The organism is Brevundimonas sp. (assembly GCF_013823285.1).
Lineage (GTDB): Bacteria > Pseudomonadota > Alphaproteobacteria > Caulobacterales > Caulobacteraceae > Brevundimonas.
On record NZ_PNLV01000019.1, the window covers coordinates 16,755 to 33,194 of the forward strand.

Sequence of the window (16,440 nt, forward strand, 5' to 3'; positions counted from 1 at the left end):
CATGGAAAGAGACGCCCATTACGCCGCCGTCGGCATGGCCACTGTCGCGATCGTCGCGGCCCTGGCGGTGTTCGTCATCTGGCTGGCCCGGTTCCAGTTCGCCAATGAGTACGACGTCTATGACATCGTGTTCTATGGCCCTGTGCGGGGGCTTCAGGAGGGCGGAGAGGTCCACTTCAACGGCATCCGAGTCGGCGAGGTGACCGACCTGAATCTGGATCCTGAACAGGCCGATCAGGTCATCGCGCGCGTACGTCTGGGGGGCGGCACGCCGATCCGCATCACGTCGCGCGCCCAGCTGGAGCCCTTGGGGATCACCGGTCTGAACTATATCCAGATCACCGCCGGCGACCCTGACAGCACCATGCTGAAGGCCCAGTATGATGACAACGTCATACCGGTGATCCAGAGTCAGCCCAGCCCCATCGCCGAGCTGCTGCAAGGCGGCGGAACGGTGCTGGCCGAGGCGGTTGACGCGCTGAACCGCATCAACCGGGTGCTGTCCGACGACAACATCCGCTCGTTCTCCACCAGCCTGAGCAACGTGGAGCAGGTCACGACCGAGCTCGAGGCGCGGCGCGGCATGCTGCGCGAGCTGGAGGAGGCGCTGGCCGGCGCCAACCGCGCCATCGGCGAGTACGAGGCCCTGGGCGCCAGCGCCCGGCAGCTGGTGGAAGGCGACGGCGCCCGCGCCATCGCCAGCATCGAGCGCGCCGCGGCCCAGGCGGAGCAGGCCATGGGCGCCCTGAGCGACACGACCGAGGGCCTGCAGGGGCCGGTCGGCGACTTCGCCACCAACGACCTGCCGCGCTTCGCCAACGCCATCCAGAGCCTGGAAGAGGCGGCGGAATCGCTGGAGCGCCTGGTGAACGACGTGCGCTCCAGCCCGCGCGGCTTCATCGGTCGCCCGGAATCCATCGAACTTGAGGTCGAACAATGAGCCGAGCCCTCATTCTGAAACGTGTCGTCGCCATCGCTGCGGCGGCGGGCCTGACCGCCGGCTGCGCCCTGTTGTCCACGCCTGATCCGGTGCAGATGTACCGGTTCGGCGCGTCCGAGGCGGCGGTGCAGGCCGCTCCGCCCGCGCCGACGGGACAGCTTCGGCCCGTGTCCATGCGCCGCATCCAGTTTTCCGAGGCCGCGCGAGGCGACCGCATCCTGGCGATCACCGGAACCCAGGCGGCCTATATCTCGGGCGCGCGCTGGGTCAGCCCGGCGGACCAGCTGTTCACGGAGGCTCTCGTCGGCGCCTTCTCGGACCAGAGTCGCAACACGCGCCTGATCGGGCCGCGCGAGTTCAGCCGCTCGGCCCTGTCGCTGGACATCGATGTGCGGTCCTTCGAGGCGCGCTACGCCTACGAAGGCGCCGTGCCCGTGGCCCACATCGTCGCCCGGGCCCGCATCCTGCAGTTTCCGGACCGGGAGGTGGTGGACGAACGCCTGTTCACTGTGAGCCTGCCCGCTTCGGACAACCGCGTTTCAGCCATCGTCGCCGCCTTCGATGCCGCCGCCGCCGATGTCAGCGGCCAGATCGTCGACTGGACCGATGCGGCCGCGGCCAATACGCCCATGCCTGAACCGAACTAGGCGCCCAGCGCCTCCGGCGTCATGCGCTGAAGCAGTGCGCCGCCCTGGCCGACTGCGGCCAGACGGCTCGAGGCGTGGCCCAGGACATTGGCGGCGTAGACCTCGTAAAGGGCGATCTTGCCGTTCAGCCAGGCGGGGTCGCCTTCGCCCGCGTCCAGCCGTGTCCTGGCGGCCAGGGCCCCCTTGGCCAGCATCCAGCCGCCGATGACGTCGCCCATCAGGCGCAGATAAGCGTCCGCCGCCGCCAGCACATCGGCCGCGCCCTCGGTCTCGGCCTTGCGGTCGATCAGCCACAGGGTGGCGTCCTCAACCGCGGTGATGGCGGTGGCGAAGCGCTCCACGGGCTTGCCCTCGAACAACCCTGCCATGGCGATCAGGGTTCCGCGCATGTCGGCGATCACGGCGCGGGCCGCCTCGCCCCCATCCATGGACAGCTTGCGGCCCACCAGATCCATGGCCTGGACCCCGTTGGTGCCCTCGTAAATCGGGGCGATGCGGGCGTCGCGGTAATGCTGGGCCGCGCCGGTCTCCTCGATGAAGCCCATGCCGCCGTGCACCTGGACGCCCATTGACGCCACCTCGACCCCCATGTCAGTGGACCAGGCCTTGGCGATGGGGGTGAACAGGTCCTCGCGCGCCTTCCACTTGCGGCGATCTTCCTCGCTCGCGGCATGGCGGGCCAGGTCGGCGGCGACGCCGGTGGACAGGCAGATGCCGCGCGCCGCCTCGATCCGGGCCTTCATCACCGACAGCATGCGGCGCACGTCGGGATGGTCGAAGATCGGGGCGTTGTTCTCACCGGTCCAGACGCTGCGGCCCTGACGGCGGTCCAGCGCATAGGCCAAGGCGGCCTGCCAGGCCCGCTCGGCGATGCCGACGCCCTCGACCCCCACCGCAAGGCGGGCGGCGTTCATCATGGTGAACATGTGCGACAGGCCCTGATTGGGCTGGCCGACCAGTTCGGCCGTGGCGCCCTCATAGCTCATGACGCAGGTGGGCGAGGCGTGGATGCCCAGCTTGTGCTCGACGCCCACCGGGCGGAAGGCGTTGCGTTCACCCAGAGCGCCGTCTTCCTTGAGCAGATATTTGGACGCCAGGAACAGGCTGATCCCCTTGGGGCCAGCGGGGGCGTCGGGCAGGCGGGCCAGCACAAGATGCACGATGTTGTCGGTGGCGTCGTGGTCGCCCCAGGTGATGAAGATCTTCTGGCCGTTCAGGGCGTAGGTCCCGTCGCCGTTGGGCGTGGCGGTGGCGGTCAGCGATCCCAGGTCGGTGCCCGCCTGCGGCTCGGTCAGCACCATGGCGCCAGTCCATTCGCCGGACACCAGTTTCGACAGATAAGTCTCCTTCTGTGCTTCGGTCCCGTGTTCCTGCAGCGCCTCGATGGCCGCCAGCGACAGCATGGGGCACAGGCCAAAGGCCATGTTGGCCGCGTGCACCGTCTCGAACGCCGCGAGCTCCAGCGCTTTGGGCAAGCCCTGACCGCCATGGGCCGGGTCGGCGGCCAGGCCGGTCCAGCCGCCCGCCGCGAACTGGCGGTAGGCGTCGGCGAAGCCCGGCGCGGCGGTGACCGAGCCGTTGGCGTAGAGCGACCCCTTCTGGTCACCCACGCGGTTCAGCGGCGCCAGCACCTGTTCCGAAAACTGGCCCGCGGCGTCCAGCACGGCGCTCATCAGGTCGGGATCGTAGTCGGGGAAGGCGCCGGTGGCGGCGACCTCCTCGATTCCGGCGATGGCTTCGAGGGCGAAGGCCAGGTCACGAACGGGGGCGCGGAAGGTCATGGGGCGTTCCTGAAGTGGTGCGTTTTCTTTCGCTTCTGATTGGGGGATGCGGGGCGCATGCGCAAGATCACCCAAGGTCAAGCCGACGACGTCACCAGCGGCGGCTTGGCGAACGGCGCTGGTCGGGTCACTGTGGTGCTGAAAATTCCGGAGGGACCCATGACCGAGACCCGCAGCCGCTATTCCGCCGTGTCCATGGCCCTGCACTGGGTCGTCGCCGTGCTGGTGATCGGCCAGGTGCTGCTGATCTCGGCGGCGGATCAGGAGGGGCCGAACCGCGCTCTGTGGATCGCCACCCACAAGGCCAACGGCATTTCGATTCTCCTTCTGACCCTGCTCCGTCTGGGCTGGCGGCTGAAGCACCCGGCGATTCCGCTGCCCGCCACGACCCCGCGCTGGCAGAGGCTGGCGGCGCGCACCACCCATATCCTGTTCTATGTGGTGCTGGTGGCGATGCCCCTGACCGGATGGCTGGCGTCCTCGGCGGCGGGCCGGGGGTTCGAGTGGTACGGCCTGTTCAACTGGCCCCTGCTGCCCGTCGGCGGCGGGCGCGAGACCGCAGGGCTGATGATGGCCATACACGGCGCGGTGGTGAAGTCGCTGTACATCCTCATCGCCCTGCACATCGCCGGGGCGCTGAAGCACTATTTCATCGACAAGGACAATGTGCTGCAGCGCATGCTGCCCTTCCTGCGCCAGAGGGCGTAGGCTGGCGGGCATGACGCCCGAAGACGAAATTCAGCACGCCGCCGTCGCCCTGAAGCGGGGCGAGCTGGTCATCCTGCCGACCGAGACGGTGTATGGGCTGGCCGCCGACGCGGCCAATGGCGATGCTGTGGCGCGCATTTTCGAAGCCAAGGGGCGGCCCCGCTTCAATCCCCTGATCGCTCATGTGGCCGACGCCGGGCAGGCTGAGCGGATCGCGGTGCTGGATGACAGGGCGCGTGCCCTGGCCGACGCCTTCTGGCCGGGGCCCCTGACCATCGTGGCGCCCGTGCGGGACCGGGGGGCGGTCTGTGACCTGGCGCGGGCCGGTCTGGACACGGTGGCGGTGCGCGTGCCCGGCCACACACGGGCGCGGGCGGTGATTGCGGCCTTCGGCGGGGCGGTGGTGGCGCCCTCGGCCAACCGCTCAGGACGGCCCAGCCCCACCACCTTCGATGACGCGGTGGAGGAGACAGGCGTCCATGCAGGGGCGGCCCTGGACGGCGGGCCCTGCGCGGTGGGTGTGGAGAGCACAGTGGTGGCGGTGATGGACGGCGCGATCCGCCTGTTGCGCCCCGGCTCCGTGACCCGCGACGAGATCGTGGCCGTGGCCGGCGCCTTGTCGGACAGCAGCGGAGAGGGCCATCGGTCGCCCGGACGGCTGACGTTGCATTATGCGCCGGACGCACCGCTGCGCCTGAACGCGGAGCGGGCGGAAGCGGGTGAAATCCTGCTGGGTTTCGGCCCGGTGGGCCAGGGCCGCTGGAGCCTGTCCGAGGCCGGGGACTTGCGTGAAACCGCCGCCAATCTGTTTCGCATGCTGCGCGAGGCCGACCGCGAGAAGCCGCGCGCCATCGCCGTGGCGCCGATCCCCGCCCTGGGCTTGGGCGAGGCGGTCAATGACCGGCTGACAAGGGCGGCGGGTTTCGTAGGCTGAACACGGTGTGAGACCCCGGACGCCTTGACCTGATCGTCCCGGCAGCCCACGAGCAGGGCATGAAGATCAAGGTGAAAATCTGCGGCCTGACCACACCGGAGGCCCTGCGGGCGGCGGTGGACGCAGGCGCGGACTTCGTCGGGCTCGTGGCCTATCCCCGCAGCCCGCGGGCGGTTTCGCCCCTGCGGGCCGCGGCGCTGCTGGAAGACGCGGGCATGGCGCGCGACCGGTCGGCGAAGGTGGTGGCGGTCACGGTCGATCCGGACGATGACCTGCTGAAGGGCATCGCCGACTGGATCGCGCCGGATTTCATCCAGTTGCATGGCGCCGAGACGACCGACCGGGCGGATCAGGTGCGCGCCATCACCGGGGCCGGGATCATCAAGTGCATTCCCGTGTCCGGCCCGACAGATCTGGAGGCGGCGGAGGCTTGGGGGGAAGCGGCGGATCACCTGATGTTCGACGCCCGCACGCCGGAGGGGTCGAGCCTGCCGGGCGGCATGGGGCTGTCGTTCGACTGGACCATGTTGAAGGGGTGCACATTCGCCCGGCCGTGGTTCCTGGCGGGCGGTCTGAACCCGGACAATGCAGCGCAGGCCCTGGCCGCATCCGGCGCGCCCATGGTCGACGTATCTTCTGGCGTGGAAAGCGCGCCGGGTGTTAAGGAACCGGCCCTGATTGCGGCCTTTGTGGAGGCCGTGCGCGCAACCTCCCCACGTTGACGCTGGTGGCCTGAATGAATGCTCCCCTGACGAACGCCCCGTTGAAGAACGCCTATGCATGGCCCGACGACAAGGGTCGGTTCGGCCCCTATGGCGGGCAGTTCGTGGCCGAGACCCTGATGCCGCTGATCCACGAACTTGATCAGGCTTATGAGGCCACCAAGGTCGATCCCACGTTCCAGGCTGAGCTGGACGGGTTCCTGACCCACTATGTGGGCCGGGCCAGCCCGCTTTATTTCGCCGAGCGGCTGACCGACCATTTCGGCGGCGCACGGGTCTGGCTGAAGCGCGAGGACCTGAATCACACCGGCGCGCACAAGATCAACAACTGCATGGGCCAGATCCTGCTGGCCCGGCGCATGGGCAAGACCCGGATCATCGCCGAGACCGGCGCGGGCCAGCACGGGGTGGCCTCGGCCACCGTGTGCGCGCGCTTCGGCCTGCCCTGCACGGTTTACATGGGCGCGGTGGATGTGGAGCGGCAGCAGCCCAACGTCTTCCGCATGAAGTTGATGGGGGCCGAGGTCATGCCGGTGACGGCGGGCGCGGCGACCCTGAAGGACGCCATGAACGAGGCCATGCGCGACTGGGTGACCAATGTGGAGGACACCTATTACATCATCGGCACGGCGGCGGGCCCGCACCCCTATCCGGCCATGGTGCGCGATTTCCAGAGCGTGATCGGCCGCGAGATCAAGGCTCAGTCCATGGACCAGATCGGCCGTCTGCCCGACGCGGTGGTGGCCTGCATCGGCGGGGGCTCAAACGCCATCGGCGCCTTTCATCCGTTCGTGGATGACGAGGGCGTGCGCCTGATCGGCGTCGAGGCGGCGGGCCATGGCCTGGACACACCGGACCACGCCGCCAGCCTGAAGGGCGGACGGCCCGGGGTGCTGCACGGCAACCGCACCTATCTGCTGCAGGACCCGGACGGCCAGATCGTCGAGGGGCACTCCATTTCGGCGGGACTGGACTATCCCGGCATCGGACCCGAGCATGCCTGGCTGCACGATATCGGGCGGGCCGAGTATCTGTCGGCCACCGACGAGGAGGCGCTGGACGCGTTCCAGATGTGCTCCAGGCTGGAAGGCATCATTCCGGCGCTGGAGCCCTCCCACGCCCTGGCCCGGGTCGCCGAAGTGGCGAAGGCGGTTGGCAAGGACGGCGATATCGTGTTGCTGATGTCTGGAAGGGGCGACAAGGACATCTTCACCGTCGCCAAACACCTGGGAGTGAATCTGTAATGCGTCTGGCCCTGATCGCCAGCATGGCGGCCCTCGTCGCCCTGCCTGCCCAAGCCCGCCAGGATGCGGCCGTGGGCGACGAGAACATCAGCCTGATCCTGCCGGTCGTCGAGAGCGCCCGCGCCGCCCCGGATTGCGGCGGTCTTTACGGACTGGCCGGCCGCGCCCAGTGCATGACCGCGCCGCTGACCGAGATCGGCGGGCTGGCGGAGCTGTATGTCGGCGCTCTGACCCAGACCGGGTGGCGCACCGCGGGGGGCGGCCCGAACCAGGTTCTGTTCGAGCGGACGCGCTCGAGCGGCGGCTGCGACATCCTGGAAATGATCACCTTCTATGATGTGGAGCTGTCTGAAGAGGCCCTGGCCACGGCGCCGGGATACCTGGGCTTCGCGCTTCACACGGGCGGCGACTGCCTGCCGGTTCCGGCCGAGGGCGAGACGCCCCCGCAATGACCACCGCGCGTATCGACGCCCGTTTCGCGGCGCTGAAGGCGGAGGGCCGGGCCGGGTTCGTGGCCTATGTGATGGCGGGTGATCCCACGCGGGGTCAGGCGCTGGAGATCCTGCGCGGCCTGCCGGACGCGGGCGCCGACATCATCGAGCTGGGCTTCCCATTTTCCGACCCCATGGCCGAAGGGCCGCCGATCCAGCGCGCGGCGCAGCGGGGCCTGAAGGCCGGGCTGACGCTTCAGGGCACGCTCGATCTGGCGGCGGACTTTCGCAAGGACGACGCGGACACGCCGGTAATCCTGATGGGCTATCTGAACCCCATCGAGAGCATGGGCCATGAGGCCTTCGCCCGCGCCGCAAATGCGGCGGGCGTCGACGGCCTGATCGTGGTGGACTGCCCGCCCGAGGAAGCCGGTCCCCTGACAGACGCCCTGGACGCCGAGGGTCTGTCGCTGATCCGCCTGGCCACGCCGACTTCGGACGACGAGCGGCTGAAGATCGTGGTCTCGCGCACCTCGGGCTTCGTCTATTACGTCTCGGTTGCCGGCGTGACGGGGGTGAAGGAGGCTCAGACCGCCTCCGTTGCCCCGGCGGTGGAGCGGGTGCGCAAGGCCTCGGGCCTGCCCGTGGCTGTGGGCTTCGGGGTCAAGACGCCCGAGCGCGCGGCCGAGATCGCCCGGGTGGCTGACGCGGTGGTGGCCGGGTCGGTGCTGGTGGACGAGGTGGCCGCTGCGCTGGATGCGAACGAACCGGCCGCGCCGCGCGTTCTGGCGAAGGTGAAGGCGCTGTCGGACGCGGTCCGGGGTGCGCGCGTCGCGGAAACCGTCTAAAGGCCCCCGCATGATCGACAAGACCAATCCCCCTCGCCAAGGCTGGCTGTCCCGTTTCGCGCCGGGCGTGCGCAAGATCGTGGGCCGCCGCGACACCCCCGATAATCTGTGGGTCAAGGATCCGGACACCGGCGAGATGCTGTACCGCCCGGATCTGGAGACGGCCCTGTGGGTCACGCCCTCGGGCCGGCACATGCGCATCGGGGCCGAGGCGCGGCTGCGCTACACCTTCGACGACGGCGCATACGAGACCATCGACACGCCGGACGTGCCCGAGGATCCGCTGAAGTTCTCGGACGGAAAGCCTTACCGCGAACGGCTCAACGCCGCGCGCAAGAAGGCCGGGGCCAAGGACGCCATGGCCATCGGCTATGGCGAGATCGACGGGACCCCTGCGGTGGTCATCGTACAGGACTTCGCCTTCATGGGCGGGTCGCTGGGCATGGCGGCGGGCGAGGCCTTCATCGCCGCAGCGCGCGAGGCCGTGAAGCGCGGCTGCCCCATGGTCTGTTTCACCGCAGCCGGCGGGGCGCGCATGCAGGAAGGCGCGCTGAGCCTGATGCAGATGGCGCGCACCACCCTGGCGATCCAGGAGCTGAAGGCCGCGCAACTGCCCTATGCGGTGGTGCTGACCGACCCGACCACGGGCGGGGTGACGGCCTCCTACGCCATGCTGGGGGACGTGCATCTGGCCGAGCCGGGCGCCCTGATCGGCTTCGCCGGGCCGCGCGTGATCGAGACCACCATCCGCGAGAAGCTGCCCCCCGGCTTCCAGCGCTCCGAATATCTGCAGGAAAAGGGCATGGTGGACCGGGTGGTCAAACGCGCCGACCTGCCGAAGGAACTGGGCGCCATCCTGTCGATGCTGATGGGCGGACGGCGGCGCGCGGCGTAAAACGCCCCCATGGACCCAATCTCCGCCCGCCTGCTGGCGCGGCTGCCCCAGAAGATCGATCTGTCGCTGGACCGGATGCGGGCCCTGTGCGCCGCGCTGGGTGATCCGCAGGACCGGCTGCCCGCCGTGGTCCATGTGGCCGGGACCAATGGCAAGGGATCGACCGTGGCCTTCCTGCGCGCCATGGCCGAGGCGGCGGGCCTGAGGGTCCATGTCTACACCTCGCCCCATCTGGTGCGGTTCAATGAGCGTATCCGGCTGGCGGGAGACCTGATCGGGACGGATGCGCTGAACGTCCTTCTGGACCGGGTGGAGGCTACGGGCGTGCCCGTCACCGTATTCGAGGCGACGACGGCGGCGGCGCTGTTCGCCATGGCCGAGACGCCCGCCGATCTGGCCCTGATCGAGGTGGGACTGGGCGGGCGGCTGGACGCCACCAATGTGATTGATCGGCCGCTGGTCAGCGTCATCGCCCCGGTGGATCTGGACCACGCCGAGTTTCTGGGGACCGACCGGGCCGTGATCGCAGGCGAGAAGGCGGGCATCCTCAAGCCCGGCGTCCCCGCCGTCATCGCCCGGCAGGCCGATGACGCCATGGCCGTGATCGAGGCCGAGGCCGCCCGGGTGGGCGCGCGCCTGACGGTCATGGGCCGAGACTTCGACGCCTGGCCCGAGCGGGGCGCCATGGCCTGGCAGGGCGAGGACCGGTTGCTGGACCTGCCCGCCCCGGCCCTTTACGGCGCGCACCAGATCGACAATGCAGCGCTGGCCGTCGCCGTGGCGCTGGAGCTGGATTTGCCCGAAGCCGCCATCGTGCGGGGCGTGGAGACAGCCCAATGGCCCGCCCGCATGCAGCGGCTGACTGAGGGGCGGTACGCCGAAGTCGCGCGCGAAGCTGACGCCGAGCTGTGGCTGGACGGGGGCCACAACCCCCATGCCGCCGCAGCCCTGTCCGACGCCCTGTCGCGCATGCAGGCTCGCGCGCCCCGCCCGCTGGCCCTGATCTGCGCCATGCTGGGCAACAAGGACGCGGCCGGCTTCTTCGAGGCCTTGGCGGGCACGGGGGCCCATGTCTTCACCGTGCCGTTCGAGGGCGCGGCCGCCGATCCCGCCGCCCTGGCCGCCGTGGCCCACGGGCATGGTCTGGGCGCCACGCCGTGCGAGGGGCTGGACGCGGCGCTGGAGCGGGCCGTGCGCTTCGGCGCGGGCCGCGTTGTGATCTGCGGATCGCTGTATCTGGCTGGCGAGGTGCTGGGCGCTGACGAACTGACCTGGCCGCGCTGAAGGAGCTTCCATGAGCCGCATTGCCATCCTGACCCCCGCGCCGAACGATCCGTCCTATGCGGGCCGCTGGCGCGCGGTGTTCGACCGTCTGGCTCCGTCGCTGCGGGAGGCTGGACTGGAGCCGGTTCCGACCGCCTGGACCGAGCATGAGCGGGATGCGGTGGGTCTGGCGGGGTTTGATCTGGTCCTGCCCCTGATCGCCTGGGGGTATCACCGGGATCATCCCCGCTGGCTGGCGGCGTGCGAGACCTGGCGCGCGGCGGGGGTGCCGGTGGCCAATCCGGCCGGGGTGCTGATCTGGAACTCCGACAAGCGGTATCTGGGGCGGTTGGCCGAGGCGGGGGCGCCCATCGTGCCGACCGTCTACGCCGAGGCGGTGACGCAGGATCACATCGAAGCCGCCTTCGCTGACTTCGACGCCGAGGCCCTGATCGTGAAGCCCGCCGTCTCGGGCGGGGCTTACCGCACCACCCGTCTGCGCCGGGGCGAGACCCTGACCGAGACGCTCCACGGCACGGCCATGATCCAGCCCTATCTGAAGGGGCTGGAGACCGGGGGCGAACTGTCGCTGCTGTTCTTCGGCGGCCGTTTCAGCCACGCCATCCGCAAGGTGCCGGCGGCGGGGGATTTCCGCAGCCAGCCGGACTTCGGCGGCCATGTGACGGCCGTCACCCCGCCGGACGACGCCTTGGCGGTGGCGGAACGGGTGTTGTCCATCATCGGCGAGGATCTGCTGTACGCCCGCATCGATCTGGTGCCCGGCCCGGACGGTTCGCCCGTGCTGATCGAGGCCGAGCTGATCGAGCCGGACTTCTACCTGGGTTTCGATCCCGAGCGCGGCGCGGGCTTCGCCCGGGCGGTGAGCGCGCGGCTGACGCGCTGAGCGGGTTCAGTCCGGGACGAGCGAAAGCCTCACCCCATCAAGGCCCGTTCGTGCGGGTTAGACGAAATGTCCGAGGGGCTGCCTAGACGTCCTCGCCCACGGGCGCGTCAGTGGCCTTGCGGCGAGGGGCGCGACGGCGAGGGGCCGGCTTGTCCTCGGCCGAAGCCTCGGAGGCCGTGTCGCCCGCCGGCTGGGGCGTGGCGCGGGTAAGGAAGCCCGGCAGGCTGGACTCAATTTCGGACGCCCCCTCGTTCTGGTCCCCGCCACTGCGCGGACGCCGCGCACGGCGCGGGCGATCCTGCTGCTCGGAGGTGTCGCCGCCCGAGGCGGGTGTCTCCTGGCTGGAAGCCGCATTCTCGTCGCGGGCCTCCTCGGACTGGGCGGCGCCGCCTTCGGATTCGTCACGCTCGTATGGGCCACGGCGGCCGTCGCGGCGGCGCTCCCAGCGCTCGCGGCGGGTTTCGCGGCGACCGTTACCGTCACCATCGCTGTCAGCCTGATTCTGGTGGGCGTCCTGTCCCTGGTTCGGCTGCTGCGGGGCCTGCTGGGCGTTCTGTTGCGGCTGAGCCTGACGGTCGGCGGCCTGTTGGGCGGCGGCGAAGGCCGCGGCCTGGGCGCCGGATTCATCCTCGAAGTCGATGTCGAAGCCCTGGCCGATCTGCTCGCGCTGGGCGATCTCCTGGAAGGAGCGCTGCGGCTGAAGCGCCCGCAGGACGCGGAAATAATGCTCGGCGTGCTGGAGATAGTTCTCCGCCAGCACCCGGTCGCTGGACGAGGAGGCATCGCGGGCAAGCTGCTGATAACGCTCATAGACGGTCTGGGCGTTGCCGCGCACCTTGATATTCTCGGGCCCTTGCGAGTCCCAGGAACGGTTCGGGTTGGCGCTATTACCCTGATTGCCGCCGGGCTTCCTGTTGCGCCCGCGTTGGCGCTTCATGCCCTTGAAATCTCTCATAGACGTTACCGTGCTTGGGGCGAGTCGCCGCCTGGGGCGGTGGGACGTTCGCCGGAAATGGGTCTGATCCTGCCGGCCGGGGCCGATCCCCGGCGTCCGATGCTCGGAAAACCGTTCGCCGCCCGTTGCGTCACGGCACGCGGGAGAACCCTTGCGCCGTCACGAACTCCAGTCGTCAATCGTCGGGCCGGTCCCGAAGCGATGCGGATTGGTGGGAGACAAGCCAAGACTTAGCGCGCGACGCGCCGCTTTCCAAGAGGCTTTCGCGCAAAAGCCATCAGTTCAGCGCCGTGCCCTCGTGCGGGTCCGGGCCGTTGGTGATGACCCGGTCGCGTCCGGCCAGATCCTTGACGACCTTCACGTCCCGGAAACCGGCGGCTTCGAACAGCGCCTTGACCGCCGCCGCCTGGTCCCAGCCGATCTCTACGGCGAAGATTCCGTCGGCCTTGAGGATGCGCCGGATCTCGGGGGCCAGCAGGCGATAGGCGTCCAGCCCGTCCTCTCCGCCGTCCAGGGCCAGGCGCGGGTCGTGGTCGCGCACCTCCGGGTCAAGGGTCTCTATGTCCTTGCTCGGGATGTAGGGCGGGTTGGACACCACCAGATCAAAGGCCCCGTCGGAGAGGCCGGCGGTCCAGTCGGTGCGCAGGAAGACGGCGCGGGTGTTCAGATCCAGATTGGCGGCGTTCTCGCGGGCCACAGCCAGGGCCTCCTCGGACACCTCGGTGCCGAGCCCCCTGGCGGCAGGTCGCTCGGCCAGCACCGCCAGCAGGATCGCGCCGGAGCCCACGCCCAGATCGGCCATCTCGAACGACCGCCCCTCGGGAAAGGCCCTGAGGCACACGTCCAGCACCGCCTCGGTGTCAGGACGGGGCGATAGCACGGCCGGGGTGACCGACAGCATGATCTTCCAAAACCCCTTGCGGCCAAGGATGCGCGACACCGGCTCGCGCTTCAGGCGTCGCTCCACATAGTCTTCCAGCCGCGCCAGGGCGTCCGATTCCAGAGGGCGATAGGGATCTGTCAGGATGTCGGTGCGCGACACCCCGGCGGCGGCTTCCAGAAGCAGGCGCGCGTCGATGGAGGGACTGTCGATGCGCGCGGTCTTCAGACGGCCTTGGGCATCCTTCCAGGCGGTCAGCAGGGTGGGGGTCTCGGTCATGGGCGCTAGATGGCCTCGCGCGCCCGACGGGGCAAGCGGGAACGGTGATCAGGCTTGGCCGTTCCCCGCTGATGGCGCGCCTCCCTCGTCCCGACACCCGTCTTCTGTCCGCCCTGTCCCGTTCCGGCGGTGACGGCGGGATGTGGCGCTGGATAGCCGCTGGCGTTGGCGGTCTGGCGGCTGGCGCGGCCGGCGCGCATCTGCTGCACACGCGTGGCAACAAGCTGGTGCGCAATCTGGGGGTGGAGCCCGGCACGCGGCCGTATGAGCCTGGCGAGCCTGATCCCGGTCCCCATGACTATGAGGCGAAGGAGCCGGGCCGGGGCCGTCTGGCCGCCCATCCGGCGCATATCCCCCATAGAGGCTGGTCCGACATCCTCTGGCGGGTGGGCGCTGCCTACTTGGGCGACCGGGTCGGGTTCGTGGCGGGCGGGGTGACCTTCTTCATGGTCCTGTCGCTGTTTCCCATGCTGGCCGCCTTCGTGACCATCTATGGTCTCTTCGCCGATCCCACCGACGCCTGGGGCAGGCTGCAGTTCCTGTATTCGGTGCTGCCCGCCAACATCGCCGAATTCATCGGCGCCCAGATGCAGCGCCTTGCCGAGAATTCGCGGGGCCAGCTGACCTTCACCCTAGTCTGGACCCTCGCCCTGTCGCTGTGGACCGCCAACAACGGGGTCAAGCAGCTATTCTACGGGTTGAACGTCGCCTACAGCGAGGTGGAGAGGCGCAATTTCATCCACTACAATCTGCTCTGCATGGGCTTCACCGTTTCGGCGCTGGTTTTTGTGCTCATGACCGCCGCCATGGTGATCGGCGTGCCGATAGTGCTGGATCTGTTCGGTCTACGCGAGGAATGGAGCCATCTGGCGCCGCTGCGCTGGCCCCTGCTGTTCGCCGGCTATGTCTTCGCCCTGACGCTGATCTATCGTCTGGGCCCATGCCGGGCGCGGGCCCGCTGGCGTTGGCTGACGCCCGGCGCCCTGACGGCTGCGACTCTCAGCGTCCTGACATCATTCGTGTTCAGCTGGTTCCTGAGCAATTTCGTGCGCACCGACACCTATGGCCCCCTGGCGGCCATGATGGCCTTCCTGTTGTGGACCTGGGTGACCGTGCAGATCATCCTGATGGGCGCCGAGCTCAACGCCGAGATCGAGCATCAGACCGCGCTGGACACCACCACCGGTGCTCCGGTTCCGCTGGGTGAACGGGGCGCGGTGATGGCCGACACGATCGGCGCCCGCCGTGGCCATCCGGCGGCCCTGGCCTTCACCCTGAAACACGCCGAGGCCCTGTCTGATCGGCTGATGCGTCGACGCAGGCATCAACGGGATTAGGAGAATTCCGCCTCCAAATCCGCCAGGCGGGCGGCCTGATCCTCGGTGATCAGGGCGTCCAGAACCGGATCGATGTCGCCCTCCAGAATCTGGGGCAGGCTGTGCAGGGTCAGGCCGATGCGGTGGTCTGTCACGCGTCCCTGCGGGAAGTTGTAGGTCCGGATGCGTTCGGACCGGTCGCCGGAGCCCACCTGCGACTTGCGGGCGTCCGAGCGGGCCGTGTCCTTGGCCTGCCGCTGCATGTCGTACAGGCGCACGCGCAGGTTCTTCATGGCCTTGTCCCGGTTCACGTGCTGGGACTTCTCCGAGGAGGTCACCACGATGCCGGTGGGCAGGTGGGTGATGCGGACCGCGGAGTCGGTCTTGTTGACGTGCTGGCCGCCCGCCCCCGACGCCCGGTAGGTGTCGATGCGGATGTCCTGCTCGCGGATCTCGATCTCCACATCCTCCACCTCGGGCAGCACGGCCACGGTGGCGGCCGAGGTGTGGATGCGCCCGCCGGCCTCGGTGGCGGGCACGCGCTGGACCCGGTGCACGCCGGATTCGAACTTCAGCCGCCCGAACACCCCGTCGCCGGAGATGGTGGCCACGACTTCCTTGTAGCCTCCGGCTTCGCCCTCGGATGCGGAATCCACCTCGACCCGCCATCCGCGGGTCTGGGCGTAGCGGGAGTACATGCGGAAAAGGTCGCCTGCGAACAGGGCCGCCTCGTCGCCGCCGGTTCCGGCGCGCACTTCCAGCACCGCACTGGCGTTCTCATCGGCGTCGCGAGGCGCCAGCAACAGGGCCACCTGCCGCTCCAGTTCGGGCAGGTTTTCCTTAAGCCTCTCCAGCTCTTCGCCCGCCATGGCCGCCATCTCGGGGTCGCGGGCCATGATCTCCAGATCAGCCAGCTCCTGACGCGCCTTCGAAAGGGTCTGGACCGCGTCCGCCACCGGCTTGATCTCGGCGTGCTCCTTCGACAGGCGCACGATCTCGGCGCCGTCCGCGGCGGCGCCCATGCGGGCCTCCACCTCGTGGAAGCGGTCGAGCACCTGGTCGAGGCGGGCCTGGGGCAGTCGCAAGGATCATCTCTCCGTTAGATCGGGGAAGGAGCGCTGTTTACGCCGGGGCGGGGTCGTGTGTCGATGCGGGGATCAGGTATCTGGCGTCACGCGTCCGGCCGGGTCTGGTGGAAACTGTCGCGCTGCTCCAGCGCTGCCTGGAGCGCGATCAGATTGGGCCGCCCGGTCCGCCAGTCGAAGTCCGGATGGCGGAATCCGATCCAGGTCACCGCCACGCCCGTGGTGATGATGCCCATGTCCAGGGGGTCGGCTTGAGGGGCGGCCGCCTCCAGCGTGTCCAGGGCGCGGCCCATGTTGAGGGTCCAGCGCTGGACCCAGGATGGCGACCGCTCGTGTTCCGGCCGGCGTTGCTCCAGCACCAGCTTGACGCCCATTTCCAGAACGCCGCCCGCCAGGGTCTCGAGCCGCTTCACCCGCCAGCGCTCCGGTCCTTCCAGCGGCGCCAGGCGGGGCCCCGAGCCCAGCGCATCCAGATATTCGCAGATGACCGGGCTGTCGGTGATCGGCAGGCCGTCCTCGGCGATCAGGGTGGGAACCTGCACCAGCGGATTGGCCGCCAGCAGTTCGGGCGCATTCGCATAGGGGTCGGCCACGATTTCCTCAACACG

Annotated in this window: 17 protein-coding genes; 12 read left to right on the forward strand and 5 right to left on the reverse strand. The window is 69.3% G+C overall.

Annotated elements, in window-relative coordinates; genetic code table 11:
- The first annotated feature begins 1 nt into the window (after nt 1).
- Both C0461_RS04555 and C0461_RS04560 read left to right on the forward strand, forming a co-directional pair.
- The gene (locus tag C0461_RS04555; protein WP_292104349.1) at nt 2-940 is read left to right on the forward strand and encodes an MlaD family protein; all 939 of its coding nucleotides are present in this window, start codon (nt 2-4) and stop codon (nt 938-940) included.
- Nucleotides 937-1,587 carry an ABC-type transport auxiliary lipoprotein family protein gene (locus C0461_RS04560; RefSeq protein WP_292104351.1) on the forward strand — a complete coding sequence of 217 codons (651 nt, stop codon included), beginning with the start codon at nt 937-939 and terminating at the stop codon, nt 1,585-1,587. The genes C0461_RS04555 and C0461_RS04560 overlap by 4 nt, the downstream gene beginning before the upstream one ends.
- On the opposite strand, the gene C0461_RS04565 is transcribed toward C0461_RS04560, so the two are convergent.
- Complete coding sequence (locus tag C0461_RS04565) at nt 1,584-3,368, reverse strand: acyl-CoA dehydrogenase (protein ID WP_292104353.1); 1,785 nt, start codon at nt 3,366-3,368, stop codon at nt 1,584-1,586. The two genes, C0461_RS04560 and C0461_RS04565, sit on opposite strands and share 4 nt — an antisense overlap.
- A gap of 57 nt (nt 3,369-3,425) precedes the next feature.
- On the opposite strand from C0461_RS04565, the gene C0461_RS04570 reads away from it, so the two are divergent.
- The 9 genes from C0461_RS04570 to C0461_RS04610 are packed head-to-tail and all read left to right on the forward strand — an operon-like array spanning nt 3,426 to nt 11,317.
- Nucleotides 3,426-4,076 carry a cytochrome b gene (locus tag C0461_RS04570; protein WP_292104355.1) on the forward strand — a complete coding sequence of 217 codons (651 nt, stop codon included), beginning with the start codon at nt 3,426-3,428 and terminating at the stop codon, nt 4,074-4,076.
- Nucleotides 4,077-4,086: 10 nt separating this feature from the next.
- Nucleotides 4,087-5,010 carry an L-threonylcarbamoyladenylate synthase gene (locus C0461_RS04575; RefSeq protein ID WP_292104356.1) on the forward strand — a complete coding sequence of 308 codons (924 nt, stop codon included), beginning with the start codon at nt 4,087-4,089 and terminating at the stop codon, nt 5,008-5,010.
- 59 nt (nt 5,011-5,069) lie between these two features.
- Nucleotides 5,070-5,732, forward strand: a complete 663-nt coding sequence (locus C0461_RS04580; RefSeq protein ID WP_292104358.1) for a phosphoribosylanthranilate isomerase — start codon at nt 5,070-5,072, stop codon at nt 5,730-5,732.
- 14 nt (nt 5,733-5,746) lie between these two features.
- Nucleotides 5,747-6,976: a tryptophan synthase subunit beta gene (trpB, locus tag C0461_RS04585; RefSeq protein ID WP_292104359.1), complete on the forward strand. Its 1,230-nt coding sequence runs from the start codon at nt 5,747-5,749 to the stop codon at nt 6,974-6,976.
- Nucleotides 6,976-7,428 carry a hypothetical protein gene (locus C0461_RS04590; RefSeq protein ID WP_292104360.1) on the forward strand — a complete coding sequence of 151 codons (453 nt, stop codon included), beginning with the start codon at nt 6,976-6,978 and terminating at the stop codon, nt 7,426-7,428. Before trpB ends, C0461_RS04590 begins: the two co-directional genes overlap by 1 nt.
- Nucleotides 7,425-8,255 carry a tryptophan synthase subunit alpha gene (gene trpA, locus C0461_RS04595; RefSeq protein WP_292104361.1) on the forward strand — a complete coding sequence of 277 codons (831 nt, stop codon included), beginning with the start codon at nt 7,425-7,427 and terminating at the stop codon, nt 8,253-8,255. The genes C0461_RS04590 and trpA overlap by 4 nt, the downstream gene beginning before the upstream one ends.
- 10 nt (nt 8,256-8,265) lie before the next feature.
- Entirely contained in the window at nt 8,266-9,150 is an 885-nt protein-coding gene (gene accD, locus C0461_RS04600) for an acetyl-CoA carboxylase, carboxyltransferase subunit beta (protein WP_292104362.1), read from the forward strand.
- Between the two features lie 9 nt (nt 9,151-9,159).
- Nucleotides 9,160-10,434: a folylpolyglutamate synthase/dihydrofolate synthase family protein gene (locus C0461_RS04605; protein WP_292104363.1), complete on the forward strand. Its 1,275-nt coding sequence runs from the start codon at nt 9,160-9,162 to the stop codon at nt 10,432-10,434.
- Nucleotides 10,435-10,444: 10 nt separating this feature from the next.
- Complete coding sequence (locus tag C0461_RS04610) at nt 10,445-11,317, forward strand: transporter (protein ID WP_292104364.1); 873 nt, start codon at nt 10,445-10,447, stop codon at nt 11,315-11,317.
- Between the two features lie 82 nt (nt 11,318-11,399).
- Here the strand turns inward: C0461_RS04610 and C0461_RS04615 are convergent, their stop codons facing one another.
- On the reverse strand, nt 11,400-12,254 hold the full coding sequence (locus C0461_RS04615; RefSeq protein WP_292104366.1) for a DUF4167 domain-containing protein: 855 nt from the start codon (nt 12,252-12,254) through the stop codon (nt 11,400-11,402).
- A gap of 295 nt (nt 12,255-12,549) precedes the next feature.
- Nucleotides 12,550-13,431, reverse strand: a complete 882-nt coding sequence (gene prmC, locus C0461_RS04620) for a peptide chain release factor N(5)-glutamine methyltransferase (protein ID WP_292104368.1) — start codon at nt 13,429-13,431, stop codon at nt 12,550-12,552.
- A gap of 71 nt (nt 13,432-13,502) precedes the next feature.
- Here prmC and C0461_RS04625 point away from each other — a divergent pair, with 71 nt between their 5' ends.
- Complete coding sequence (locus C0461_RS04625) at nt 13,503-14,768, forward strand: YihY/virulence factor BrkB family protein (RefSeq protein WP_292104369.1); 1,266 nt, start codon at nt 13,503-13,505, stop codon at nt 14,766-14,768.
- Here the strand turns inward: C0461_RS04625 and prfA are convergent.
- Together prfA and C0461_RS04635 are read right to left on the reverse strand one after the other, a co-directional pair.
- On the reverse strand, nt 14,765-15,832 hold the full coding sequence (gene prfA / locus C0461_RS04630) for a peptide chain release factor 1 (protein ID WP_292104370.1): 1,068 nt from the start codon (nt 15,830-15,832) through the stop codon (nt 14,765-14,767). The genes C0461_RS04625 and prfA overlap by 4 nt on opposite strands.
- A gap of 86 nt (nt 15,833-15,918) precedes the next feature.
- Nucleotides 15,919-16,440, reverse strand: a 522-nt coding sequence (locus C0461_RS04635) for a glutathione S-transferase N-terminal domain-containing protein (protein ID WP_292104372.1), incomplete at its 5' end; no start/stop codon positions are given.